26 protein-coding genes are annotated in these 22,886 nt (G+C 58.8%); 10 read left to right on the forward strand and 16 right to left on the reverse strand.

Annotation, left to right across the window (positions count from 1 at the left end):
- Positions 1-295: 295 nt before the first annotated feature.
- From pncA to DSM3645_RS20950, 3 genes are read right to left on the reverse strand one after another with little or no spacing between them, the layout of a single operon-like run.
- Positions 296-913, reverse strand: a complete 618-nt coding sequence (gene pncA / locus DSM3645_RS20940) for a bifunctional nicotinamidase/pyrazinamidase (RefSeq protein WP_002654566.1) — start codon at positions 911-913, stop codon at positions 296-298.
- Between the two features lie 13 nt (positions 914-926).
- The gene (locus DSM3645_RS20945; RefSeq protein ID WP_002654567.1) at positions 927-1,616 is read right to left on the reverse strand and encodes an NUDIX hydrolase; all 690 of its coding nucleotides are present in this window, start codon (positions 1,614-1,616) and stop codon (positions 927-929) included.
- Positions 1,617-1,619: 3 nt separating this feature from the next.
- Positions 1,620-3,092, reverse strand: a complete 1,473-nt coding sequence (locus DSM3645_RS20950; RefSeq protein WP_040352902.1) for a nicotinate phosphoribosyltransferase — start codon at positions 3,090-3,092, stop codon at positions 1,620-1,622.
- 262 nt (positions 3,093-3,354) lie between these two features.
- On the opposite strand from DSM3645_RS20950, the gene DSM3645_RS20955 reads away from it, so the two are divergent.
- Entirely contained in the window at positions 3,355-3,642 is a 288-nt protein-coding gene (locus DSM3645_RS20955; RefSeq protein WP_081444956.1) for a hypothetical protein, read from the forward strand.
- 97 nt (positions 3,643-3,739) lie between these two features.
- Here the strand turns inward: DSM3645_RS20955 and DSM3645_RS20960 are convergent, their stop codons facing one another.
- Positions 3,740-4,150 carry an FHA domain-containing protein gene (locus tag DSM3645_RS20960; protein ID WP_002654570.1) on the reverse strand — a complete coding sequence of 137 codons (411 nt, stop codon included), beginning with the start codon at positions 4,148-4,150 and terminating at the stop codon, positions 3,740-3,742.
- A 70-nt stretch (positions 4,151-4,220) separates the two neighbouring features.
- Between DSM3645_RS20960 and DSM3645_RS20965 the strand changes: the two genes are divergently transcribed.
- The 6 genes from DSM3645_RS20965 to DSM3645_RS20990 all read left to right on the forward strand — a co-directional run bounded on the left by DSM3645_RS20965 (position 4,221) and on the right by DSM3645_RS20990 (position 11,878).
- Positions 4,221-5,246: a TIGR01212 family radical SAM protein gene (locus DSM3645_RS20965; protein WP_002654571.1), complete on the forward strand. Its 1,026-nt coding sequence runs from the start codon at positions 4,221-4,223 to the stop codon at positions 5,244-5,246.
- A gap of 62 nt (positions 5,247-5,308) precedes the next feature.
- On the forward strand, positions 5,309-6,904 hold the full coding sequence (locus tag DSM3645_RS20970; protein WP_002654572.1) for a DUF6798 domain-containing protein: 1,596 nt from the start codon (positions 5,309-5,311) through the stop codon (positions 6,902-6,904).
- Positions 6,876-7,529: an NUDIX hydrolase gene (locus DSM3645_RS28735; protein ID WP_002654573.1), complete on the forward strand. Its 654-nt coding sequence runs from the start codon at positions 6,876-6,878 to the stop codon at positions 7,527-7,529. The genes DSM3645_RS20970 and DSM3645_RS28735 overlap by 29 nt, the downstream gene beginning before the upstream one ends.
- A 130-nt stretch (positions 7,530-7,659) precedes the next feature.
- Entirely contained in the window at positions 7,660-8,676 is a 1,017-nt protein-coding gene (gene argC, locus DSM3645_RS20980) for an N-acetyl-gamma-glutamyl-phosphate reductase (protein WP_002654574.1), read from the forward strand.
- Positions 8,677-8,910: 234 nt separating this feature from the next.
- A complete protein-coding gene (gene argJ, locus DSM3645_RS20985) occupies positions 8,911-10,119 on the forward strand; it encodes a bifunctional glutamate N-acetyltransferase/amino-acid acetyltransferase ArgJ (RefSeq protein ID WP_002654575.1) in 1,209 nt (402 codons plus the stop codon).
- A 217-nt stretch (positions 10,120-10,336) separates the two neighbouring features.
- Entirely contained in the window at positions 10,337-11,878 is a 1,542-nt protein-coding gene (locus DSM3645_RS20990) for a tetratricopeptide repeat-containing glycosyltransferase family 2 protein (RefSeq protein WP_161603394.1), read from the forward strand.
- Positions 11,879-11,891: 13 nt separating this feature from the next.
- Here the strand turns inward: DSM3645_RS20990 and DSM3645_RS20995 are convergent, their stop codons facing one another.
- The 12 genes from DSM3645_RS20995 to DSM3645_RS21050 all read right to left on the reverse strand — a co-directional run bounded on the left by DSM3645_RS20995 (position 11,892) and on the right by DSM3645_RS21050 (position 20,730).
- Positions 11,892-12,833, reverse strand: a complete 942-nt coding sequence (locus DSM3645_RS20995; protein ID WP_002654577.1) for a lactate/malate dehydrogenase family protein — start codon at positions 12,831-12,833, stop codon at positions 11,892-11,894.
- 177 nt (positions 12,834-13,010) lie between these two features.
- Entirely contained in the window at positions 13,011-13,874 is an 864-nt protein-coding gene (locus DSM3645_RS21000; protein WP_002654578.1) for a class II aldolase/adducin family protein, read from the reverse strand.
- A gap of 62 nt (positions 13,875-13,936) precedes the next feature.
- A complete protein-coding gene (locus DSM3645_RS21005) occupies positions 13,937-14,227 on the reverse strand; it encodes a EutN/CcmL family microcompartment protein (protein ID WP_002654579.1) in 291 nt (96 codons plus the stop codon).
- A 25-nt stretch (positions 14,228-14,252) separates the two neighbouring features.
- A complete protein-coding gene (locus tag DSM3645_RS21010) occupies positions 14,253-14,921 on the reverse strand; it encodes a hypothetical protein (RefSeq protein ID WP_002654580.1) in 669 nt (222 codons plus the stop codon).
- Positions 14,922-14,942: 21 nt separating this feature from the next.
- A complete protein-coding gene (locus DSM3645_RS21015; RefSeq protein WP_002654581.1) occupies positions 14,943-15,203 on the reverse strand; it encodes a EutN/CcmL family microcompartment protein in 261 nt (86 codons plus the stop codon).
- A gap of 4 nt (positions 15,204-15,207) precedes the next feature.
- Positions 15,208-16,647 (reverse strand): aldehyde dehydrogenase family protein, encoded by a 1,440-nt coding sequence (locus DSM3645_RS21020; protein WP_002654582.1) that lies wholly within the window; start codon positions 16,645-16,647, stop codon positions 15,208-15,210.
- Between the two features lie 64 nt (positions 16,648-16,711).
- The gene (locus DSM3645_RS29710; protein ID WP_002654583.1) at positions 16,712-17,152 is read right to left on the reverse strand and encodes an ethanolamine utilization protein EutN; all 441 of its coding nucleotides are present in this window, start codon (positions 17,150-17,152) and stop codon (positions 16,712-16,714) included.
- A 3-nt stretch (positions 17,153-17,155) separates the two neighbouring features.
- A complete protein-coding gene (locus tag DSM3645_RS21030; RefSeq protein ID WP_002654585.1) occupies positions 17,156-18,343 on the reverse strand; it encodes an acetate/propionate family kinase in 1,188 nt (395 codons plus the stop codon).
- Positions 18,344-18,394: 51 nt separating this feature from the next.
- Entirely contained in the window at positions 18,395-18,664 is a 270-nt protein-coding gene (locus tag DSM3645_RS21035) for a BMC domain-containing protein (protein WP_002654586.1), read from the reverse strand.
- A 38-nt stretch (positions 18,665-18,702) separates the two neighbouring features.
- Positions 18,703-19,011 (reverse strand): BMC domain-containing protein, encoded by a 309-nt coding sequence (locus DSM3645_RS21040; RefSeq protein WP_002654587.1) that lies wholly within the window; start codon positions 19,009-19,011, stop codon positions 18,703-18,705.
- A gap of 187 nt (positions 19,012-19,198) precedes the next feature.
- Complete coding sequence (pduL, locus tag DSM3645_RS21045) at positions 19,199-19,912, reverse strand: phosphate propanoyltransferase (protein WP_002654588.1); 714 nt, start codon at positions 19,910-19,912, stop codon at positions 19,199-19,201.
- A 32-nt stretch (positions 19,913-19,944) separates the two neighbouring features.
- A complete protein-coding gene (locus DSM3645_RS21050) occupies positions 19,945-20,730 on the reverse strand; it encodes a DeoR/GlpR family DNA-binding transcription regulator (RefSeq protein ID WP_040352903.1) in 786 nt (261 codons plus the stop codon).
- A 380-nt stretch (positions 20,731-21,110) separates the two neighbouring features.
- Between DSM3645_RS21050 and DSM3645_RS21055 the strand changes: the two genes are divergently transcribed.
- From DSM3645_RS21055 to DSM3645_RS21065, 3 genes are all read left to right on the forward strand, one after another.
- A complete protein-coding gene (locus tag DSM3645_RS21055; protein ID WP_002654590.1) occupies positions 21,111-21,569 on the forward strand; it encodes a GNAT family N-acetyltransferase in 459 nt (152 codons plus the stop codon).
- A gap of 91 nt (positions 21,570-21,660) precedes the next feature.
- Positions 21,661-21,987: a Dabb family protein gene (locus tag DSM3645_RS21060; protein WP_040353153.1), complete on the forward strand. Its 327-nt coding sequence runs from the start codon at positions 21,661-21,663 to the stop codon at positions 21,985-21,987.
- A gap of 6 nt (positions 21,988-21,993) precedes the next feature.
- Entirely contained in the window at positions 21,994-22,824 is an 831-nt protein-coding gene (locus DSM3645_RS21065; protein ID WP_002654593.1) for a DNA alkylation repair protein, read from the forward strand.
- The last annotated feature ends 62 nt before the right edge of the window (positions 22,825-22,886 follow it).

Genomic DNA, 22,886 nt, shown 5'->3' on the forward strand with positions numbered 1-22,886 from the left:
AGCGCCCAATACGCAAACCGCCTCTCCCCGTGCGTGGGCCGATTCATTAATGCAGAGTTTGCATGCCTGCAGGTCGCCTCTAGAGGATCCCCTTGTGCTAGGATGGTCACGTAGATCAGGAAACAGCTATGACCCCAGTGTGCTGGAAAGTATTGCGATTCGAGCTTCACGCGTCTCATGTAATCTTCCCAGCCCTAAAACATTCCCTGGATTGCGCAGCGGGCCTATGTTTCCTTGAATCAAAACTTCAAAACTCGCGATTCGGGCTACGAAGAGGGATGCGCGCCCAATTTTCTTAGTGTGCGATGTCAGCACTTTGAATCAACTTGACGCCGTGAGCCTCCATCTCCTTGAGAGCCGCGTTTACATCTCCAGGACTTAAATCGACTCCGCGACACGCGTCCACAATCAGCTGCACGCGGTACCCCAGATCGATCGCGTCGAGCGCTGTATATTTGATGCAATAGTCGGTCGCCAGGCCGGCGATGTATAGCTCGGTCACTCCCTTGGCTTGCAGCCAAGCGTGCAAACCGGTCGCATGCCGGCGATCATTATCAAAAAAGCCGCTGTAACTATCGATCTGCGGATCATCTCCTTTGTAAATCACATGATCGATCGCGGCGGTCTGCAAATCGTCCGAGAATTCACTCCCCCTTGAATGCTGAACGCAATGGTCGGGCCACAAAATCTGCGGCAAGCCATGCAGGTCAATCTGCTGGCCGACCGCATGGCCGACATGTTGACTCGCGAAACTTTCGTGCTCGGGCGGATGCCAATCTTTGGTCGCGACGACCAGATCAAATTTTCGTAGACAAGCGTTGATGATCGGTATGATCTGATCCCCCTCGGCGACCGCCAGACTACCGCCGGGCAGAAAGTCGTTTTGCACGTCGATCAGCAATAAAGCGCGCATGATTCCTGGCTCCTTACAATTCGAAGTGAAACCCATTTTTGACGAGCTGCTCGTACTTTGCGCGATCAAATCGATAGAGCCGCGCCGCGCGATGCGAAACGTCGCGCTCCACCTCATTCAGATCTTCCAACACGCCCAGCCCCAGCGCCTTCTTGCGAAAGTTTCGCTTGTCGAGCGAGCGTCCCAGCACCGTCTCGTACATCCGCTGCAATTGCCGGAGCGAGAACTTCTCGGGCAGCAGTTCAAATCCAATCGGCTGGTAACGAACCTTCCCCTGCAATCGCTCTTGCGCCATTTGCAAAATCTGATCGTGATCGAAGGCCAGAGCCGGCAGGTCATCCAAGGCGAACCACGCGGCCGCGCGCGCGTCGGTCGCCGCTTCAATCTTGTGATCTTTCAAATTCACCAACGCGTAATAGGCGACCGTGATCACGCGGGTGCGCGGATCGCGGCCGACCGCGCCAAAGGTGTAAAGTTGCTCTAGAAAGACCTCGCTGACGCCGGTCTCCTCTTGCAACTCACGCTGGGCCGCTTGATCGAGCGATTCGTCCATCTCGACAAAGCCGCCCGGCAGCGCCCAACTCCCCGCATACGGATCGCCGTCGCGTTGGATCAACAGAATTTTCAGACCGTCATCATCCAGTCCGAAAATTACGCAATCCACGGTGACCGATGGTCGAGCATATTCGTAAACAAACGCCATGGTTCAAACCTCCTCGCGCCAACCGTGAGCCTCGCGAATCAACTGTTCGCGTCGCCGGAACAGGTTTTTATCGAGCCCTACCGGATAGCTGTGCGGATTCAACAGCCGCAGCACGCTGGGATGAAATTGAGCAAGTTGCGACTTGGTTCTCGCTTGCATCTCGGCCAATGTCGGCGATGCGTAGACGACTTCACCTTGACGCACGACCGGCAGCAATAGCGACTCGCTCTCCAGGTTCGCCGGCAATTTCTTCCGGCGAATCGGGTCGGCCGGATCGAAGATCGCCGTCACGTCAGGTTCGCCCAGCAGTTCGTCGTACATCAGATCGCCTGCGACTTGACCCGCTTGCAGAAAACGCCGCACTTGCAAGCGGCCGGGTATGGTCGTTTTGATCCGTTGCTCCGAGAGCTTAATCCGATGCTCCCACTGGCCCGCTTCGTTTTGGATCGCGGCCAATTTGTACACGCCCCCTAAGGCGGGCTGATCATAGGCGGTCGCCAAGCGGGTGCCGACTCCCCAAATCGAAATCTGGGCGCCCTGCTGCTTCAGACTTTGGATGACGTGCTCGTCCAAGTCGCTGCTGCCGACGATCGCCGCCTCCGCAAAGCCGGCGTCATCCAACAAACGACGGGCTTCGATGCTCAGATAGGCCAGATCGCCCGAGTCGAGTCGGATGCCGGCCAGTTGGTGCCCCCGCTTCCGCAAGTCTTGCCCCACTTCAATCGCATGGCGGACGCCGTCGAGCGTGTCGTAGGTGTCGACCAAAAAGACGCAGTTGTTGGGCATGACTTCGGCGTAGTCGGCAAACGCTTCCCGTTCGTCTCCGTAGGCCATCACCCAGCTATGAGCGTGCGTGCCGCGTACCGGGATTCCCAACAGCTTGCCGGCCAGCACGTTGGAGGTCGCCGCAACACCGCCGATATACGCCGCTCTCGTCCCGGTGAGCCCCCCATCGATCCCTTGAGCACGCCGCAAGCCAAACTCCAGCACCGGCTCGCCGCGTGCCGCCTGACAGATGCGAGCCGATTTGGTGGCGACCAACGTCGAAAAGTTGATCAGATTCAGCAGCGGAGTTTCCAACAGTTGAGCGATCAGCAGCGGAGCGGTGACGCGCACCAAAGGTTCGTTGGGAAAGACAAGCGTGCCTTCCGTGATCGCGTCGATATCGCCGGTAAATCGAAGCTCGGCCAGATAATCAAAAAATTCTTCCTCGAACAAAGGACGCTCATCATTCCCACGCAGCGTGGCCAGATATTGCAAATCGTCCTCGTCAAACCGAAATTGTCGCACATATTCGAGCGCTAATTCCAAACCGGCGGCGACCGCGTAGCCCCCGCTGAACGGCAGTTTGCGGAAGAAAAGATGAAACGTCGCCAGACGATCGGCACGCCGCTGCTTCCAGTAGCCATAGGCCATCGTGAGCTGATAGAGGTCGGTCAAGAGTGCGAGCGACCCACGATAGAGAGTAGGCAACATGTTTTTCGCCTCCCAGGAACCTATAGTGTCTTCTATACACTATAGATACCGCATTCGAGCCGCCAGGTTCGCCGTGAACCGAAATAATCCGAAAAAAAATGCGGGCATCCAGGCCAAGAGACCTGTTGACGGTTTGGCGTAAGTCCGTTTCTAATCGTCCCTTTGACCGGCGCCTGAGCCTTTTTTTCCCACTGCGAGATCTTGGTAGGTTTTCTCCATGTCGCTCGTTTCCCTCTCTGCTTTGCCCCTGGAAGCGGATCCCATGCACGAAGCAGCACCCGAAGTCACTGCTCTGATCACCGGCGAACTGTCGGACGACGGAGATGTGGATGACTACGACACCTTCGATGATGATGACTTCGACGATGATTTCGACGAAGACTTTGAAGATTTCGAAGACCAGGAAGAACTGGGCGACGGATTCGACGACGACTTGTTATCCGACGATGATGACGACGACGACGCCGATCCCTCGATCTTCGCCGACGATGATGACGAAAAAGAAGAAGAGGAAGAAAAAGAAGACAACGCCGACGACGACAAAGAATAGCGAACGCCGCGCTGCGTCATCGATATCGAGCAGAAAACAAAAAAGCCCCGCGTTGAGCGGGGCTTTTTTTCATGTTTTTCGTTCGGCTGGCGAGATATTATTCGCCGCCAAATCGTCGCGAACTGCTGTTGATGCCGGCGCGCTCTAACAGCGACTTGCTGAGAATGTCTTCCATCACATTCTCTTCGGCCGGCGGCGGCCCAACGGCGCCTAGCTCGGACGGATCGTACTTCAGTTCGTATTCGTGCTTGGCGATCGCGATCTTGTCGCCGGGATCGATCCGCTTTTCGCCGGTCTGCACACGCTGGCTGTTCACCTTCGTGCCGTTACGGCTGTTTTGATCGATTACGAACCAGTACCCTTTGTTCACATAGAGTTGGCAATGATTGGACGAAACGTTTTTGAATCGCAGCACGATATCACACGTTTCTCGCCGTCCAACCAACAAGCTTTTCTTCAGCAGAGGGATAGGATCCCCCCCGCCCACCGGGATGAGCTCACCAAACATAGACGTGCCTCTTCGAAGTGCCTCTTCGTGTTTCGTCCCTTGGCCCTAGACGAAAATAATTTAAGATGAGATGAACATTGGCCTTACGGATCACTCTAACACCTTCAATAAAGCAGTCAATAATCCGTTGGTCCTTACTCCCCCCCAGACAAATCCCGATTGGCGACTCGCCGGGCACCGCTACTATTCGTATAACTTCTTTCTACGCAAGAAGTTTGGGCAACGAATTCAAAAAGTTAGCGTCGACGCAAAATTTACTTGCCCCAATGTAGACGGTACGGTAGCCAAGGGGGGTTGCACCTTCTGTGACAATCGTAGCTTTAGCCCCAGCCGCCGCGTCCCGATTCGCAAAATCACCGATCAGATCGATGACGGCATCCGTCGTCTCAAAATCCGCTACAAGGTCGAGCGGTTTATCGCCTACTTTCAACCGGCCACCAATACCTACGCTCCGGTCGAACGACTGCGTCCGCTGTACGAGCAGGCCGTCTCGCACGAGAAGGTCGTCGGCATGGCGATCGGCACGCGGCCAGACTGCGTCCCACCGCCGGTGATGGATTTGCTGGCCGAAATGGCCGAGCGCACTTATCTGACGGTCGAATATGGTCTCCAGACGATCCACAATCGCTCGCTCGATTGGATGAACCGCGGGCATCACGTCGACGCGTTCTACGACGCCGTCGAGCGCAGCCAGGGACGCGGCTTTGAAATCTGCGCTCACGTCATGCTCGGGCTCCCCGGCGAATCGCACGCAGACATGATGGCGACCGCCCAAGCGATCGCCCAGTCGCCGATCCAGTCGGTCAAAATCCACAATCTTTACTGCGTTAAAAAGACGCCGCTGGCCGATCAGGTCGCCGCCGGCGAGGTTCGTCTGATGGAGTTGGACGAGTACGCGAGTACGCTGGTCGATTTCCTCGAGTTGCTGCCGCCGCATATGCTGGTCGAACGGACGATCGGCGACGCTCCGCCCGATTATTTTGTCGGCCCGAATTGGTGTCTCGACAAACCGACCGCGCTCAAAACGATCGCGGCGGAGTTAGAGCGACGCGACACCTGGCAAGGTAAGCTGGTCACGAGCGGCGCCGATGCTTGAGCGATGCAGGGTGCGTCCAGACGCATCCTCCGATGACGCACCTCCAATGACGAATGCTCCGCATGTTGCGGCCCACCATGAATGAGGCGAATCCTGTTGACTGCACCACCGCTTCGTCTCCACGACGCGGTTGGATTCCGTTTGCGCTAGAATCGTTGGCGATCACGCTGTTGTTCGCACTCTACGTTTCGGCGCTTGGTCCCGAGGTCAACGAACCCCACTATCTTTGCAAAGCCAAGCAGTACTGGAATCCCGCTTGGTTGCCGCACGACTTTTTTCTGTCGGCGCCGGGCGCACATTACACGTTCTACTGGACGCTAGGTTGGCTGACCCTCTTCTTTCCGCTGCCGGTCGTCGCTTGGATCGGTCGCGTGATCTCGTGGTTGGCGCTGGCCGCCGCGTGGAGATGGCTAAGCTTTCTGATTCTTCCCCAAAAATGGTGCAGTATCGCGACGGCGGCGATCTGGCTGGTGACGCTGCACTATGGGCATCTCGCCGGAGAATGGGTCGTTGGCGGCGTCGAAGGCAAAACGTTCGCCTACCCCTTTGTCTTGATCGCACTGGGACTAGCGATTCAAAACCGCTGGAACCCGGCCTGGGTTTCGCTCGGGATCGCCAGCGCGTTTCATATCTTGGTCGGCGGCTGGGCCGTGGTCGCACTCGGCGTCGCGTGGCTCTGCGTGGGGCGCCGATCAGCGCCCTTGTTGACCATGCTGACCGGCTTGATGGGGGGCGGTCTGATCTCGCTGCTAGGGTTGGTCCCTGCTCTGCTGCTTACGGCCGGACTGCCCGACGAGATGCAGAGCGAAGCGCATCAGTTGTACGTTTTCTATCGCCTACCGCATCACCTGGTCGTGCATCGGATGAGCTCGTTGCGGCAAATCTGCTTTGTCGCCGTCGCCGCCGGTTGGGCGATTTTCGCCTGGACGACGCGCGGCGACCGCAACACAGCGCTGGTCAACTCATTCGCCTTCGGCAGCTTGTCGATTGCGGCGGTCGGCTTGGCGATCGACCAAATCTGCTGCTATTGGTTAGGCGACTTTGATCTAGGGGCCAAGCTGTTGCGATTCTATTGGTTTCGCCTGAGTGACGTCGCCGTGCCGCTGGCGCTCAGTTTGAGCGTCGGGCTGCGACTCTTCGGCGCCGAGCAGCAGCCGCGTCGCTCGACGCTCCGATCCGTATCGATCGCGGTTGTCTTGTTAGCGACCACGATCGGCCTGACGCTGCGCGTCGCGTCGCGGCTTACTGCGCCGATGCCGCCGGCCGATGAGATGGCGTCGGTCTCAGACTACGCCGCCTGGCTCGCGATGTGCGGCTGGATCCGCGAAAACACGGCGACCGACGCCACCTTTTTGACGCCGCTCAATCAAGGGACGTTCAAATGGAGCGCGCAGCGTAGCGAAGTCGTCACGCACAAGGACATACCGCAGGAAGCGGAAAGTTTGCTCGGCTGGAAAGAGCGCCGCTGGCGCACCAATCGGTACGAACGACTGACGACCGATCAGATTCGGATGTTGAGTCGTGACTACCAAATCGACTACGTTGTAGTCGACAAGCAAGCGCGCCCTACCTTTCAAGGTTGGGATTTCCCTCGCGTCTATCCGGTCGACGAGCATTCTGATTCTCCCTATGAAATCTTTCGCATCCAATCACGCTAACGCCGCCGCATGGATCGAACCGCTGAGCGCGCAACTCGCCGGCTCGCTCCCCGCGCAAGCGTTCGCTGGGCCTCACTCGCCGCAGTTGGTCTATTCGCGCCACAACGGACCTCCCCGGCATGACGCCCGTTTAGCGGCGGTCTTGATTCACCTGTTCCCGCACGAAGGGGTCTGGTCGTTGCCGCTGGTCCGCCGCGCCGACGTCGGCGACATCCATTCGGGGCAAATCGCGTTGCCAGGCGGGATGATCGAAGCCGCCGAAACCGCGGTCGACGCCGCGCGCCGCGAGTTTTTTGAAGAGACCGGAGTCGAAGTCGCCGCCGATCAGATCGCAGGCGAACTCTCCCCGGTCTATATTTACGTCAGCAATTTTTGGGTGCGTTGCTTTGTATCGATCGGCGCCGAGGTCGCCGCTTGGTCCCCCTGCGATCGTGAAGTCGCGGAGCTCCTATTTATGCCGATCGCCAATCTGGGGAACGATCAGTTGCGTTCGACTATTCGGGTCAATCGCCGCGGACTGCAGCTGGCAGGCCCTGCGCTGGAGATCGGCGGCAGTCAACTTTGGGGAGCGACTTACCACATTTTGATGAACTTCGTCCTGGCGCTGCGGCCGCCGGCAAGATGAATGCCGCGCTGTCGCGCTGAACCTTGGCGGACTCCCCGTGTCTCCCAGGCCACGAAGTTCTATACTGAAGCGAACTTAACAGCGATCGCCCTCCTTGGCGGTCCTCTTCGATTTGGGGAAAGCACGAAAAATGACCATACGCGTTGGCATTCTTGGCGCAACCGGGTACACCGCATTTGAACTCGCGCGAATTTTACTGCGCCATAACGATGTGGAGATTACCGCTTTGACCACGCGTCAAGACGATCGCCCGCACGTATCGTCGGTCCATCCCCAACTGACAGGCCGGTTAGATTTACCGCTTGAGAATCTGTCGCAGGATCAGCTCGCCGAGCGGTGCGACTGTATTTTCGGCTGCTTGCCGCACGCCGCGTCGGCGGCGGTTGTTCCGGGGCTGCTTGAGCGCGGCCTGAAAGTGGTCGATCTGAGCGCCGATTATCGTCTGCGCGATGTCGCCGTCTATGAACAATGGTACGGCGAGAAACATCCTGATCCGGCGCGGTTGCCAGAGTCGATTTACGGCTTGCCAGAACTGTTTCGCGATCCGATCCGCGGCGCCGACCTGGTCGCCAACCCCGGTTGCTATCCGACTTCCGCTTCGCTGGCGCTGGCTCCGCTGTTGAAAGCCGGCATGATCCAGCCGACCGATATTGTGGTCGACGCCAAAAGCGGCGTCAGCGGCGCCGGACGAACGCCGAAGTTGGGCACGCTGTTTCCCGAGTGCAACGAGAGCTTCGCCGCTTACGGCGTCGGCACGCATCGCCATACGCCGGAGATCGAACAAAACCTGGCCCAAGCTTCGGGGCAAACTTGCAGCGTTATTTTTACGCCGCATCTGGTTCCGATGGACCGCGGCATCCTCAGCACTTGCTACGCCAAGCCGACCGCCGCGGTGACGACCGCCGAAGCGATCGACGCCCTGCGTCAGTTCTACGTCGATGAGCCGTTTGTGCAGGTCGTCGATGGACTGCCGGCGACCAAACATGTCAGCGGGACCAACTACTGCCATCTGACGGCGCGCGTGGTCGGCGAGCGGATCATTGTCCTGTCGGTGATCGACAACCTGATCAAAGGAGCTTCCGGCGCCGCGGTGCAAAACTTCAATTTGATGTACGACTTTGCAGAGACGACCGCGCTGGCGAACTAACGACAACCGACTTGGCGATCCCCTCAACCCAGTTTTCCCTTGTGAAGTCGCGCTATCTCGAACCGATGGAACACGAGCCCGTTGCGCCAGCGAGGGAATACGGCTGGCGATACAAACACGGATGGATGTGGCGAGCCGCATTCCCTCGCTGACGCTGCGGGCTAGTGACCGACCGGTTCAAACTTCATAACTTTCACTCGACACTGTTGAACTCAATCTATAAGTGACGGCGCAATGGACGAACCCACCAAACAGATCGTGATTCCGGCCGGCTTTCGTTTCGCGGGAGTCCATTGCGGACTGAAACGGAATCCGAACAAGGAAGACATCTCCTTGATCGTTTGCGACTCGCCGGCGACCGCCGCCGGCGTCTACACCACCAACAAGGTCTTCGCCGCTCCGGTTCGCTGGGATCGCGCCCGAACCCCTTCCGACAAAATTCGCGCCGTCATCACCAACTCGGGCAACGCCAACGCTTGCACCGGGCCGCAAGGCGAAAAAGATTGCGCCGAGATGGCCGCGATCGTCGCCGAGCAGATCGGCGCTGCGGCGGACGAAGTCTTGGTGATGTCGACCGGCATCATCGGCGTGCACTTGCCGATGGAAAAGATTCGCCACGGAATCGCCGCCGCGGCGGGACAAACCGGTGTGGAAGCGCCCGCCTTTTTGGAAGCGGCTCGCGGCATTTTAACCACCGACAACGGCATCAAGATCGCGTCGCGTACGGCCGAGATCGACGGCCGCACGTTTAAGATCAGCGGCATGTGCAAAGGCGCCGGCATGATCGCTCCCAACATGGCGACCATGCTGGGCATCGTGCTGACCGACGCGCCCCTCTCGACCGAACAGACGCAAACGCTGCTGCGCGACGTCGCCGAAGAAACGTTCAACTGCATTCGCGTCGACGGACACATGAGCACCAACGACACGTTGCTGATGTTGGCCAGCGGCGCCGAAGGAGGCGCTCCGCTGACCGATTCGCAAGTCGCCCAATTGCGACACGAGCTAAAAGCTGCGTGCGAAGAAATGGCCAAGTTAATCCCGGCTGACGGCGAAGGCGCGACCCATCTGATCAAGGTAGATGTCGAAGGGTGCGCCACGCGTGAGGACGCGAAGAAGATCGCGATCGAAGTGGCCGACAGCCCGCTGGTCAAAACGGCGATCACCGGCGGCGACCCCAACTGGGGGCGAATCGTTTCGGCCGTCGGCTATGCCGGCGTGACGTTTGATCCGCTGAAACTAGAGCTTCGCTTGAATGACATTCTGCTTTACCAGACCGGGACGCCGGTCAAGTTTGACGCGAAGACCGTCTCGCACTCGATCAAAGGCAGCTTCGAAACGCACGTCCAACTCACTCTGTTCGAGGGGGACGCGAGCGCACGGATCTGGGCGAGCGATCTCACGGTCGAGTACGTGAAATTCAACGCTGATTACTCCACCTAGTCTTGAAGTCCAAGCGATAAATAGGGGGCAGCTCTCACTTTCACCGCGAAAGTAGGAACTGGCCCCCACTTTCTCCCCTTGCTAGCACTGCATTGACGGCGACGAAATCGCCCTGTCTTCGATTGAGCGATAGCGGTACACTCTCGCATCAGTCGTCGAATTTGCGACGTGCTGCGCCAGCTTGATATATCTTCTGCCTGGAAGGATGGATCGCCCGATGAGTATGGAAGCCAACCCGCGAAAACTGACCGTCGCTATGATCGTGCGAGACGCGGCGGAAACGTTGGCCGCTACGCTCGACAGCATCTTGGGGATCGCCGACGAAGTCGTATTGGTCGATACCGGCTCGCAGGACGATACCATCGCAGTCGCTCAATCGCATGGTGTAACGGCGATCGAACGCAAATGGGAAGATAGCTTCAGCGCGGCGCGTAATTTTGCGCTGACCCACGTAACCGGCGACTGGGTTTTGTGGCTCGACGCCGGCGAAAAGCTGGATGTTGAAGAGGCGCAGAGCCTGCGTCAGTTCGTCAACGACGAAGCCGATCCGTCACTCGCCTATGTGATGATCGTCAAGGTTCCGCAAACGGCCGGGGGTATTGGATCCGAACAAATCGGCAAGATTCGCTTGTTGCCGAACAACGGCAAGATTCGCTTTGAAGGCCGCGTCCGTGAAACGCCGCTCGTCTCGCTGGCCGAATGCGAAATGCAGCTGGCCGCGCTCCCCTTCCCGATTCGTCGTGATCTGATCGAACATGATCCGCAGCGCAAAAGCCGCAAAGCGGTGCGCGATATTCAGCTGGTCAATCTAGAAATCCATGAGATCGGCCCGAGCGCTCGCCTGTTGATCTGCATGGCCGAAGCGATGCAAGCGTTGGGCGACCATAAGAACGCGCTGACGTTCTATCAACAAGCGGGACAACTGGCCGAGCTCAATTCGACCGAATCGCTCGAATCGTACTACGGCATTTTGACCGCCTTCGACGAACAAGAGAACGGCCTCGAAAATCAGATTCAAACTTGCCTGGCCGCGCTTGAAACCTATCCGCTCGACGCGCAGTTATTGTGCGCCATGGGGGGCTATCTGCAGTCGCAAGGGCACTTGGAGCTCGCGATTCGCTCGTTTGAAACCGCCTACAAGTATGGCCAGATCAATCCCGAGACCTGGCACATCGAAGACATCGACCAGATCGCCGTTTCGTGCTTCGCCTTGGCGACGCAGCTCGCCGGCCAGCCGGAGCAGGCCGAAGAGATCTTGAATCAGGCGCTGGTGGAGCACCCCGGCTCGATCCGACTACGGCGCCAATTGATTGACATGCATGTGAAGTACGCGCGTCGCACCGAAGCGATGAATCAGGTGCAATTGCTCCCCGAGAGCTTCCCCAATCGCGAAGCGTATCGCAGCGCGGTTCGCGGAGCAGCGGCCGCCGCGCAAAAGAACTGGGTCGCCGCTCGACCTTACCTCGAAACCGCTTTCCGCAACGGTTGCCGCGAGCCGCTTTGCCTGCGTTGGCTCAGCATTTCGCTATTGGCGCTTGGCTTGCAAGAAGAAGCGATCGAGATCCTGCAAGTCTGGCGCACGCTCGACGCGACGTCGCTTGAACCGCAACAACTGCTGGGTTCGATCGAACAAGCGAACGCGAACCTGACCGTGCCTGGCCAGTCGCGGACGATTCGCGTCGACTCGAGCGAAACGTCGTCCAAGAAATCGCACGCCGCCGCCGAAGCGGCGACATTGCGTGATACGAATCGCATCTAAGACGCGTCGGCAACTAGTTGCCGCCGACTCGCTTGAGAACGGTTTCCAACGTCTGACGCAGCACCTGGCCGCTGTGACGCAGCTGCTGCATTTCCTTCGGCCACAGATCGACCTCGAACGTGCCGGCGACGCCGTCGCGACCCACCAACGTCGGCACGCTGAGGGCGACGTTACGGATGCCGTAGCAGCCGTTTTGCACGCTGGAAACGGGTAAGACTTGATTCTTGTCGAGTGCGATCGCTTCGATCACATCCCGAATCGCGATGCCGACGGCGAACCCGGCGCCCCCCTTTTTCTTGATCACTTCGGCGCCGCTGCCGCGGGTGCGGGTAAACAGTTCGGTCGCTTTGTTGGGCGTCCAGCCAGGAAACTTGTCGAGCGGCAGGCCGTTGACCGTCGCGGCCGACCAGACCGGCAACATGCTGTCGCCGTGCTCACCCAGGATCAGCGCCTTCACTTGCGTCGGCGGCAGTTTCATCTCTTGCGCGATCAAGGCGCGAAAGCGAATCGTATCCAACTGCGTACCAAGCCCAATCACGCGGCTGGTCGGCAGATTGAGTCGTTGGGCGGCCAGGTAAGTCAGAATGTCGACCGGGTTCGACACGACAAAGCAGATCGCATCCTTTTTGACGCCGGCGCTTTTGACGCTATCGAGAATCGAAAGAAACAGATCGACGTTGCGGTTAATCAGATCCAAGCGGCTTTCGTCCGGCTTGCGACGGAGCCCGGCCGTGATGCAGATCACGTCGCTATCGGGGATATGCTCGTATCCGCCGGAGGTGATGACCTGATCGGCGACGCTCGGAGCGCCATGCAGCAAGTCCAAAGCGTGTCCGCCGGCGAGATCGGCGTTGAGGTCTAGCAGCGCGATTTCGCGAGCGATGCCGCCGCACTGCAGCGCAAACGCCGCACACGAACCAACCAACCCGCCGCCGCCGATGATGCTAACTTTCATGACTCTCAACCTGTCAGGGAGTGATCTGCTTTTTGAATTTTTGTTCGTAGCCCGCAGTGCGGTGGGATCAACAAATGACGAATGTCTAAGGACGTAATGTCTAATGATTGAAGAAGCCGCTTGGCTGTTCGTCTTCATTCGACATTAGGATTTAGACATTCGTCATTCAAGCTTGTCCTACGAGCGTTTCGACAACTCGGCCATCACGCGGCTGGTGATCGCTTGAATCAACGCTTCCTGATCGCCGGTCACCGGAGCGGCCGCTTTGTTGGCGTTGGGGCCCATCGCCGGAGGAGCGGGAAACGCTTTGCGTTCGATCAGCGAATCTTTCCAGCTGTCGCGGAAGATGTCGTTGGCGCAGATGTCGCAATCTTTGTACTCTTCGGTGTTGCGCGGATCGCTCCAACCCCAACGCTGCTTCAGGTCGAGCAGTTCGCGTTCTTTCTCTTCCGAGAAGAACTCAACGCGGCCCAATTGCTTCGCCAAGATCAGCATGCGGCAATAGGCGTCCAGAATTTCGGTCCACCAGTAGGCGCGTTCGACCGTTTCGCCGTAGCTGACCGTGCCGTGATTCGCCAGCAAGATGATGTTGGTCTTGTCGACGAACGGCAGGATCGTTTCGGCGAAGGCCTTGCCGCCGGGCGTTTCGTATTTGGTGATCGGCACGTCGCCCAAGAAGACTTCGACTTCCGGCAGCACGCATTGCGGAATCGGCTCGCGAGCGATGGCGAACGCGGTCGCGTGCGGCGGATGGCAATGAACGACGCTCTTGATGTCGGCGCGACGCTGGTAGATCTCCAAATGCAGCAGCGCTTCGCTCGAGCGCGGCTTGCTGCCGGCGATCTGCTTGCCGGTCATGTCGATCGTTGCGATGTCTTCCGGCTTCAGGAAGCCTTTGGACTGCATCGTCGGCGTGCAGAGAACTTCGTTCTCGCTAACGCGAACGGTGATGTTGCCGTCATTGGCCGCGGCGAATCCTTTGTTGTAGATTCGACGGCCGATTTCGCACATGTCTTGCTTGATTCGGTGAACGTTCATCATTGCTTGTCTGCTCGCTCTATTAGGAGACAGGGTCGCTAGTCAATTTTGGGGCGACTAGTCAATTATTGGTCACGTAAATGGACGGTATCGAGAATCGCCGCGTTGTACGCGTCGACCGGTTTCAATTCGGGATAAAACGGTTGGGCCGCTTCTCCCCCTTCGCTGAGCGCGATTCGTTCTCCCACGCCTGCCGAAAAGGAGTCGTACACCACCAAAAACTCCGCTTCCAGCAGATCGGTCTCGCCGCGCAAATCCTCCAGCATCAGCGGCACGGCCAGTTTGAGCTGGGCGCCCTGCAAGCTGGGGTGAACGCGACTAAGCGTCACCTTGCCGACGATTTCTGCGATTCGCATAAGTTCTTCGTCTTTGTGGTAGTAACTACCGCAGCAGCGCTGCCGGCGGTGCGACAGTCTGATGCAGGTGAATCGTTTCCATCAGCTTGGCGATTTCGTCACGAGCGATCTTGCTGGGATCGACCGCGATCACATTCGCCGCCGTTTGCGGTAAAACACGTTCGAGCGTCGCGATCGAGTCGATCGACACCGCACGAACCTGCGCGTCGCGATTGGCCGCACAGCAAGCCGCCTCCGGCGACTCGGTGAGCAAAACCACGATCTTGTCTTGTTGGACGGCTAGCGCCGCTTGCTTGACCGTCGACGTCAAATCGATGAACACGCCCACCGGTCCGCGTTCGCGCCACGACGTGACGCCGCTGGCGGCGAAGGCTAACACTTCGACCGGCTTTTTGGCTCGTTTGGCCGCTTCGCTATCACGCCGCAACTGGACGCCGCGATCACGCAACGCGTCGCGAACCGCCGGAGTCACGATCGCCGACGGAGAAACGACCAGCGCCTTAGCGCCGCCGATCTTTCCTTCCAGCGTCTCCATCGTGACCACGCGATCCGCCAAAGCGACTTCGCTGCCGTCGGTCGAAATCTCGACGCTCGGAGCCAGCGTCACTGTCGGCTCAGAACTTTTGGCGAGCGCCCGCACTTGCTGGACGACCAGCCGCACGATGCGTTCGATTTGTTCCGAGTTCAGTTGCATGACCGTCTCTAAGCGTTGCTGTTATTCGTCGGCGATTCCGATGACCGTCCACCGAACCGGCGTCTTGGGAAAACCCAATAGTTCGCGGGTCGTCTCACCGTCGCTGGTGATCATCACGGTTTCGCCTGGCCCGGCGCCGACCGCATCAATCGCCAACAGCGGGTGCCCATCAGGGGTCACGCCGTCAGCTTGTTGCGGTTGCACGACTAGCAGCTTCCAGCCTTGCATCGAAGGATGCTTGACGGTGCTGGTCGCCGTGCCGACTACCTTGGCCAAATTCATAGGTTTAGCTCTTGCTCGGGTGACCGAGGATGCACAGATCGTCAATCAGCGAGCAGCGTCGCTCACGCGTAAACGTCAACGGGGTCGTCACGCCTTCGCCGGTCGGCGTCGCGATCGAGAACGAGATGTAACCCTCGCCCCCTAAGCCGAGCGACGCCATGCAGGGACCGTTTTTGACAAATAGCGTCGTGTCCATCGCGCGACCCATGCGGGTCATGTTGCGGACATTGTTCGAGTGAATGATCGCCGTATGACGGAAGCCGTGTTCATAGAATTTCGCCTTTTCGATCGCTTCGTTCACATCGTGACAGCGAACGAAAGGAATGAACGGCATCATCTGTTCGACCGGGACAAACGGGTTGTGCTCGTCCGTTTCGCCAAAGATCAATTCGACCTGCGAGTTGATGGTCTTACCGGCGGCCTTGGCCAATACGGCCGCGTCTTTGCCGATGAAGTCTTTGGCGGCGACCAGCTTCTTTTTGCCGTTCACTTCGACTTCGCTGATCGCGACGCGAGTCAGACGATCGATCTCGGCCGAGTTCAACCGGACGGCGCCGGCTCGCTCCATCGCTTTCATCAGGTCATCAAAGACCGAGTTGACGACGAAGACTTCCTTCTCGGCGATGCACAGCAAGTTGTTGTCGTACGATCCGCCCTGAATAATGCAGCGAGCGGCTCGGTCGAGGTCGGCCGTTTCATCGACGACGACCGGCGGATTGCCGGGTCCGGCGACGACCGCCTTCTTGCCCGAGTTGAGGGCCGCTCTAGCGACGGCCGGTCCCCCGGTGACGCAGATCATGGCCACGTCGCGGTGATGGAAGATGATGTCGGCGGTTTCGAGCGTCGGCTCGGCGATCACGCAGATCAGGTTGTCGATCCCCAGAGCGCGGAAGATCGCTTCGTTGTAGCGCCGCACGCCTTCGGCCGCGACCAGCTTGCCGCCGGGATGCGGATTGACCACCAGCGTGTTGCCGCCGGCGATCATGTTGATCGCATTGCCGGTGATGGTCGGCAGCGAGTGGGTGACCGGCGTAATACAGCCGATGACGCCAAACGGTGCATGCTCGATGATGGCCAGACCATGGTCGCCGCTATAAACTTTGCTTTCCAAAAACTCGACGCCGGGGGTCATCTTACCCAAGGTTTCGAGCTTCTCGATCTTGTGCGACAGACGACCGATCTGCGTTTCGTTCATCTCCATCGTGCCCAGCTCGACCTTTTGGTCCATCGCGATCTGGCGGATAATGTCGATGACCTGCTTGCGATCGGCGATCGTACGCTCCGAGAGTCGCTCGAACGCTTCGCGAGCGGCGTGAACCGCTTCGTGGGCACAATCAAAAATGCCGCGGCGACCGGTGAAGCCGCTCGTAGCGGCCGGCGCCTGGCCGACTTCGGCTAGCACCTGAGCGACGACGCTGCGGATCAAGGATTCGTCGATTTGCATGGCGAAAACTTTCGTTATCGTGGGGCGCGGTCAGCCCGCGCTGGGTGTCGCTGTTCTGGGAATACTACTCGTCCGAGTCCGCTTCGGGCTCAGTCGTCGGTTCCGGTTCCGGCAGCGGAGTCGGTTTCGGAGCAGGCGCCGCTTTCGGTTTTGACTTCTTCGCGGCAGGTTCCGGTTTGGCTTCCGGCGCCGGCGTTTCTTCTCGCGAATAGACGCAGGCGTGATCGATATGCGCTTGGTCGACAATTCCGACCACGACGCAGTCGATCGGCAGGTGCTTCGTCTCCGGCGTCAAGCGAGCGCTGGAGCCTTGCGTGATCAACACGTAGTCGCCGACTCCGGCGCCCAGCATGTCGACGGCGATGAAGGTTCGTCCCGTCGTGACCAGCGAACTGCGATCCTGCGGCTCCAAGCGGTACGGTTCGACGACCAGCAACTTGTTGCCGACCATCGACTCCACTTTTTGCGTGGCGATGACCGAACCGGTCACTTTCGCGATGAACATGGATCAGCTCTCCAACAGTTGCTTGGTTTGCCGGGCTACGATCAACTCTTCGTTGGTCGGAATGACCCAAATCTGCGTGCGGCTGCCGTCGGCATGAATCGCCGACTCGCCTTGGACGGCGCCGTTTTTCGTCGCGTCCAGTTCAATTCCTAGTTCGTTCAAGTTCGCACAGACGGCTGCGCGAACTTCCTTGCCGTTCTCCCCGATTCCTCCGGTGAAAACGATCGCGTCCGCGCCTCCCAACTCGACCAGCATGCCGCCCAAGTAACGACGGATTTCGCTGATGTAAACGTCAAGCGCCAGTTGCGCATCGGCGTTGCCGCCGGCGGCCGCTTCCTCCAAGTCACGCATGTCGCCGCTGATGCCGCCGCTGATCCCTAACAACCCGCCATGGCTGCCGAGATAGGCGAGGACCTCTTCCAACGACTTGCCTGTCTTCTCCATCAACATGGGGAGGATATAGGCGTCAAAGTCGCCGACCCGATTGTTTTGCGGCAAACCTGTCTGCGGGCTCATCCCCATCGTCGCGGCCATGCTTTGCCCGGCGCGAATCGCGCACAAACTGCTGCTGCCGCCCAGATGACATGAGATCACTCGCAGGTCGCTGCGTCCCAATAGCTCGGCGGAACGAACTCCGATAAATCGGTGGCTCGCTCCATGAAATCCCCAGCGCTGGATCAGGTACTCGTCGGACCAGGCTTTCGGAATCGCGTAGTAGCGATTTCGATCGGGAATGGTCAAATGAAAACCGGTTTCAAACGCCGCAACCAACGGGATCTCGGGAAGCTTCTCCCCCAACAATCGCATTGCTTTGATGTAGGGCGGATTGTGAGCTGGGGCGACGGGACTCATTTCCGTCATCGCTTCCAGCACTTCCGGCGTAACCTTCTGTACGCCCGAAACGCGTCCTCCATGGACCGCTTTGAATCCAATCGCGGCAACTTCGTCCGCCGATTGCAGACAGCCATGCTCGGGATCGGTCAGTTGCGCCAAGCATTGCTGCACGGCGACTGCGTGATCAGGAACATGCGCCGTTCGATTTTCGCTCCAAGCGCCGATCTCGACTGAGCAAGAGCTTTCGCTGCCGCCGATGCGGTCAATGCCGCCGCGGGCGAGCTGCGTTTCGCTCTGCATGTCAAGCAAGCGGTACTTGAAGCTGGTCGAACCGAGGTTGGCTACCAATATCTTCATCGCGTCGAGGCTCCGTCCTATGCGTACCGGGAAAAACGAACAAACTCTCGACTAGCTGAAGTAGGCTTCGACCAGACCGTCAGCCGGACGCGGAATCACGTGGCTGCCGACCAATTCGCCGACTTGCTGAGCCGCCGCGGCGCCTGCTTCGACCGCAGCGCGAACGCTGCCGACATCGCCGGTCACAACAGCCGTAATAAAGGCGCCGCCGATGTTGACGCGCTTCGTAATTTTGACGTTGGCGGCTTTCGCCATGGCGTCGGTCGCTTCGACCAAGCCAACCAATCCCTTGGTTTCAATCAGACCAATTGCACTGTTCATCGCTTCAAATTCCTGTAGGGAATACTCGTGAATGGAGACTAACCGGCGGAACCGCCGCCGTAGTTAACCGACGGGGGCAACACGACCGTCAGATCATCGTGCGGACGCGGAATCACCTGAACGCTGACGACTTCGCCGATACGTCCAGCCGCCGCGACGCCGGCGTCGGTAGCGGCTTTGACCGCAGCGACATCACCGGTCACGAAAACCGAAACCAAACCGCTGCCAACTTTGTCCCAGCCGACGAACTTGACGTTCGCAGCTTTCATCATTGCGTCGGTCGCCTCGACGAGAGCAATAAAGCCCTTCGTCTCGATCATGCCCAACGCTTCCATTGCCTTCGCCATGGGGTTGTCTCTCCCGATTCATAAAACAGGAAACAAAATATCAAATTGCCGCCTCCGCTTGCGCTTGGGCGGCGTTACGTTCAAGTTGTCAAAAAAACGCCCGCGGCCGACCATCTATCATCATGGTGCAGTCTCAAGCGGCCGGCGCGGACGTTCATGTCTCATGTCGGCGAGCGCTGGAAGCTCGCTAGTGCGTTTTGCAGCCGCACGGCTCTTGCTTCAACAGCGTAATCTCGGTCGCCGCATCCAAGTTGCACGCGTTCCCCTCATCCGTATCGAGGTGAACTTCCAGCTTGCTCACTTGGTCGGCTCGCACGAGCAGATCCTCAAACAGGATCGTGCAGCCGTTTGATACGACTCGCAGGTTCATCCGATCGCCGTTGGCGACTCCATAAAACTGCGCGTGGCTTTGATTCATGTGCACGTGTCGTTCGGCCCGAATGACTCCTTCCGACAGATCGACCACGCCGCGCGGGCCCACCAGCACGCAGCCCGGCGTTCCGGCGATCTTGCCGCTGGCGCGAACCGGCACATCGATGCCGAGCGAAATCGCGTCGGTAAAGGCCAACTCGACTTGGCTATAATCGCGCGTCGGCCCTAAGATGCGCACCTTTTCCAACATCCGGCGACGCGGGCCGACGACCATCACGGTCTCTTCGGCGGCGTAAAAGCCGTCTTGGTACAGGTCCTTCATCGGGGTCAGCGTGTGCCCTGGGCCAAACAGCGTTTCGACATGTGCGTCGGTCAGATGCACGTGACGCGCTGAAATACTGACGACCAACTTGGCCTGCGCGGCGTCGACCGGAGCCGGCGAGGCGGCCGGCGGCGATGATTTGCCGGCGACAATCTGGCGAACGATTTGTTCGATGGTCGAGCGATCGAGAGTCGGAGCTTGCGACATGGGGCGACTTATCGATTAGGCATGCGGAGGGTTTATCGTACAGCTTCCGACGGCGTCGTACTGTCAGCGACGATCGTGTCGATCCCCGCGTCTTGCAGCACTGTCAGCCACTGCGGCGTTATCTGGTCATCGACCACCAAGCGGTCGATTTCAGCCAGCGGACATTGGTGAGCCAGGCTCTGCCGTCCGAATTTCGTACTATCGGCGACGATGATCACTTCGCCGGCGGCGCGGACCATCGCTTGTTCGGTTTCGATCAACAACAGGTTACTGTTGTAGAGACCTTGCTCGGTGATTCCGGCCGTGCTGAGCACCGCCCGCCGAGCATTCAACTTGGCGATCATCTCGGTTGCGTACGGTCCACACGAAACGCCGGTGCGGTTGTGAACGTAGCCGCCGACAAAAATCAAATCGGTCGTGTTGCTGGCCATGAACAAGTTCGCGACCGGCAGCGAGTTGGTGACCACTTGCAACGTTCGCCCGACCAATAGCTGAGCCAGCTCGTAAGTCGTGCTTCCGCCATCCAGCAGCACCGTGTCGCCATCTTCGATCAGCACGCTCGCCGCTCGAGCGATTTGCCGCTTCTTCTCCCACTGCATCTCCTGACGCAGCTCGAAGTGAGGGAGATTGGGCGTCGGTCCGGTGTAAAAGACGCCGCCATGCGTCCGCTTGGCCGAACCAGAGTCCTCTAAAGAATCTAGGTCACGCCGGACCGTCGATTCCGAAACCTCCAGTTCACTAGCCAGATCTGGCAGCGACGCGAATCCTCGCGACCGCACCAACTCTAACAGTCGTGCTCTCCGCACGTCCGCTTGCATATCTGGTGATCCTGAAGGGTAGCAGTTTAGCTTCTTTCTTTACTCGACCTAGATTATGCATCCCTATTTGACGAAAAACAATCACCTAGTGAAAGATTCTGCGCATTTCGCGGCCATTCAAGTTCACAGAACGCTCATATTGGCGCAAACACAGATGCTAGCAACACTTACGAATATCAACATAGGGGCTCCAGGAAAAGAATAACGGCGATTTGACCGTAAGAATCGTCAGAATGGACATTAGCCGTCAAACCGGATTGGCGGATTTCTGTCAAACGAAACGGGACATTTGCCGCCTCGATGACGGCGATCCCCCTCGCAGCTACTATCATGGGAGGCGCCGATCTTCGCGTTCCCCGCCAACCCCCAGCCATACGTCGATGTCGCTCCCCCTTCTCCTCACCAAGCGATTGACCGTTAGCCCGCCCAAGACGGCGGCGGCCATTCTCTCCTACGCCGCCCACGCTGCGCCGGATGACTGGCTGCGCTTGCACGGCGCCATCTTTCTGAGCGGGGCCGACCGCTGGACCACGGCGCGCTTTCAGCGCGAGATCACCGCTCGTGATTGGTTCTCGCCGCAGCAGATGTGGTGGGCGATCCAACCATCCCGCCCACAGCCGATCGGAGTCGTGACGCTGGAAGTCGCCGGCGAACAGGGGCGCATCCACTGGCTGATGGTCGATGCTGCGGCGCGGCGACAGGGAGTCGCTTCGGCGCTGCTCGGCACGCTCGAACAAGCGGCCTGGGATGCTGGAGTTCGCCAACTGACGGCCGAGACCCTCTCAAGCTGGACGCCGGCAGTCGCGTTCTATCGGCGGCACGGATATGAAACGGCGTGAAGCGGCCGCTTCATCCGCCGATTGCCGTCGACCGCAAGTCTGGGTAGAGTACGTTTTTCCCGCTTCGGACTTGATTACAGACGAGACCTCCATGCCTGATCGCCAGCAAATCGCCCACAACGTATTCTTCACGCTGAAAGACCAGTCGATCGAAGCGAAAGAAGCGATGGTCACTGAGTGCCATAAATATCTGTCGGGACATCCCGGCGTCCTGTTCTACGCCGCCGGTCTGTTGACGCCGGAACTGGATCGCCCGGTCAACGACCGTGCTTTTGACGTGGCGCTGCATGTGATCTTCGATTCGCTCGAGTCGCAAAACGCCTACCAGGTCGCCGAGCGCCACCTAGAATTCATTTCTAAGAATAAAGAAGGCTGGGCTCAGGTTCGCGTCTTCGATTCGACCGTTGGCGGAGCGTAATACTCTGTGGCGCCGCGTACGATCGAAGAGCTGATTGCCCGCAAGCCGGCCCGCCGCCGGAGCGAAGTTCCGGCGGATGTGCTGAAAGCGCTGAACGCTGGCCAGATCGAGTCGCGCAATCTGGTCGAATGGCTGGTGATCGACCAGGTCAAGCTGCTCAAAGCGATCTTGCCCGAGATCGGCCTGAATGACGACCCAACGCAAAAGTCGCTGCTGAAAACAGCCCGTGGCTTTCGCGAAGTCGGCGTTATGCAGCGCTCCACCGGGATCGGCGCCGCATTTTATGCGGCGCTGACCGCAGCGGAAGATTCAGCGGCGATCTACGATCGGATGGCGACTCACCCGAGTGATGTCGTGCGCGTCTGGGCCGCATTTTCGGATGGCGCCAACCCGCGGCTCTCTTTTCTGCAGCGACTAAAAAGGGTGCGCAAGTTCGCGATCGACGCCAACGCAGGCGTGCGCGAGATCGCGTGGATGTGCGTTCGCTCCCCTGCCCCCGATGCGCTGATTGATGAAGTCCACCGCCTCCAGAAATGGGCCGTCGATTCGCATCCCTTTGTCCGCCGCTTTGCGATCGAAGTGACGCGCCCCTGCGGCGTTTGGTGTGCTCACTTGAAGCGTCTCAAAGAAGACCCGACGCCGATGATCGAGCTTCTAGACGCTTGCAACAGCGACGAAGCAAAGTACGTGCAAGACTCGGTAGCGAACTGGCTAAACGACGCCAGCAAATCGCAACCCGATTGGGTGCGAAAAACGTGCGATCGCTGGCAAAGCGAATCACCCACGCCGCAAACGGCGAGAATCGTCCATCGGGCGCTGCGTACGCTAAGGAAATAGCGCTTTCTCTGGCGCGCGAATTTGCCGTTTGACAAAACACTAGCCCGCAGCGCCAGCGAGGG

This window comes from Blastopirellula marina DSM 3645 (genome assembly GCF_000153105.1).
Taxonomy (GTDB): Bacteria; Planctomycetota; Planctomycetia; order Pirellulales; family Pirellulaceae; genus Blastopirellula; species Blastopirellula marina.

What these genes read in the sequence shown, in the direction of transcription:
- DSM3645_RS21060 (WP_040353153.1), top strand. Translation starts at nt 21,661, where the DNA reads ATGCCTGATCGCCAGCAAATCGCCCACAACGTATTCTTCACGCTGAAA.
- DSM3645_RS20995 (WP_002654577.1), bottom strand. Translation starts at nt 12,833, where the DNA reads ATGAAAGTTAGCATCATCGGCGGCGGCGGGTTGGTTGGTTCGTGTGCG.
- DSM3645_RS20955 (WP_081444956.1), top strand. Translation starts at nt 3,355, where the DNA reads ATGCACGAAGCAGCACCCGAAGTCACTGCTCTGATCACCGGCGAACTG.
- DSM3645_RS21050 (WP_040352903.1), bottom strand. Translation starts at nt 20,730, where the DNA reads ATGCAAGCGGACGTGCGGAGAGCACGACTGTTAGAGTTGGTGCGGTCG.
- DSM3645_RS21005 (WP_002654579.1), bottom strand. Translation starts at nt 14,227, where the DNA reads ATGCGAATCGCAGAAATCGTCGGCAAGGTGACGCTTAGTCGCGTTCAC.
- DSM3645_RS21030 (WP_002654585.1), bottom strand. Translation starts at nt 18,343, where the DNA reads ATGAAGATATTGGTAGCCAACCTCGGTTCGACCAGCTTCAAGTACCGC.
- DSM3645_RS20965 (WP_002654571.1), top strand. Translation starts at nt 4,221, where the DNA reads ATGAACATTGGCCTTACGGATCACTCTAACACCTTCAATAAAGCAGTC.
- argC (WP_002654574.1), top strand. Translation starts at nt 7,660, where the DNA reads ATGACCATACGCGTTGGCATTCTTGGCGCAACCGGGTACACCGCATTT.
- DSM3645_RS21040 (WP_002654587.1), bottom strand. Translation starts at nt 19,011, where the DNA reads ATGGCGAAGGCAATGGAAGCGTTGGGCATGATCGAGACGAAGGGCTTT.
- DSM3645_RS28735 (WP_002654573.1), top strand. Translation starts at nt 6,876, where the DNA reads ATGAAATCTTTCGCATCCAATCACGCTAACGCCGCCGCATGGATCGAA.
- DSM3645_RS21055 (WP_002654590.1), top strand. Translation starts at nt 21,111, where the DNA reads ATGTCGCTCCCCCTTCTCCTCACCAAGCGATTGACCGTTAGCCCGCCC.
- pncA (WP_002654566.1), bottom strand. Translation starts at nt 913, where the DNA reads ATGCGCGCTTTATTGCTGATCGACGTGCAAAACGACTTTCTGCCCGGC.
- DSM3645_RS20960 (WP_002654570.1), bottom strand. Translation starts at nt 4,150, where the DNA reads ATGTTTGGTGAGCTCATCCCGGTGGGCGGGGGGGATCCTATCCCTCTG.
- DSM3645_RS20990 (WP_161603394.1), top strand. Translation starts at nt 10,337, where the DNA reads ATGAGTATGGAAGCCAACCCGCGAAAACTGACCGTCGCTATGATCGTG.
- DSM3645_RS21015 (WP_002654581.1), bottom strand. Translation starts at nt 15,203, where the DNA reads ATGAATTTGGCCAAGGTAGTCGGCACGGCGACCAGCACCGTCAAGCAT.
- pduL (WP_002654588.1), bottom strand. Translation starts at nt 19,912, where the DNA reads ATGTCGCAAGCTCCGACTCTCGATCGCTCGACCATCGAACAAATCGTT.
- DSM3645_RS21020 (WP_002654582.1), bottom strand. Translation starts at nt 16,647, where the DNA reads ATGCAAATCGACGAATCCTTGATCCGCAGCGTCGTCGCTCAGGTGCTA.
- DSM3645_RS21000 (WP_002654578.1), bottom strand. Translation starts at nt 13,874, where the DNA reads ATGATGAACGTTCACCGAATCAAGCAAGACATGTGCGAAATCGGCCGT.
- DSM3645_RS21010 (WP_002654580.1), bottom strand. Translation starts at nt 14,921, where the DNA reads ATGCAACTGAACTCGGAACAAATCGAACGCATCGTGCGGCTGGTCGTC.
- DSM3645_RS20945 (WP_002654567.1), bottom strand. Translation starts at nt 1,616, where the DNA reads ATGGCGTTTGTTTACGAATATGCTCGACCATCGGTCACCGTGGATTGC.
- argJ (WP_002654575.1), top strand. Translation starts at nt 8,911, where the DNA reads ATGGACGAACCCACCAAACAGATCGTGATTCCGGCCGGCTTTCGTTTC.
- DSM3645_RS20970 (WP_002654572.1), top strand. Translation starts at nt 5,309, where the DNA reads ATGTTGCGGCCCACCATGAATGAGGCGAATCCTGTTGACTGCACCACC.
- DSM3645_RS20950 (WP_040352902.1), bottom strand. Translation starts at nt 3,092, where the DNA reads ATGTTGCCTACTCTCTATCGTGGGTCGCTCGCACTCTTGACCGACCTC.
- DSM3645_RS21035 (WP_002654586.1), bottom strand. Translation starts at nt 18,664, where the DNA reads ATGAACAGTGCAATTGGTCTGATTGAAACCAAGGGATTGGTTGGCTTG.
- DSM3645_RS29710 (WP_002654583.1), bottom strand. Translation starts at nt 17,152, where the DNA reads ATGTTCATCGCGAAAGTGACCGGTTCGGTCATCGCCACGCAAAAAGTG.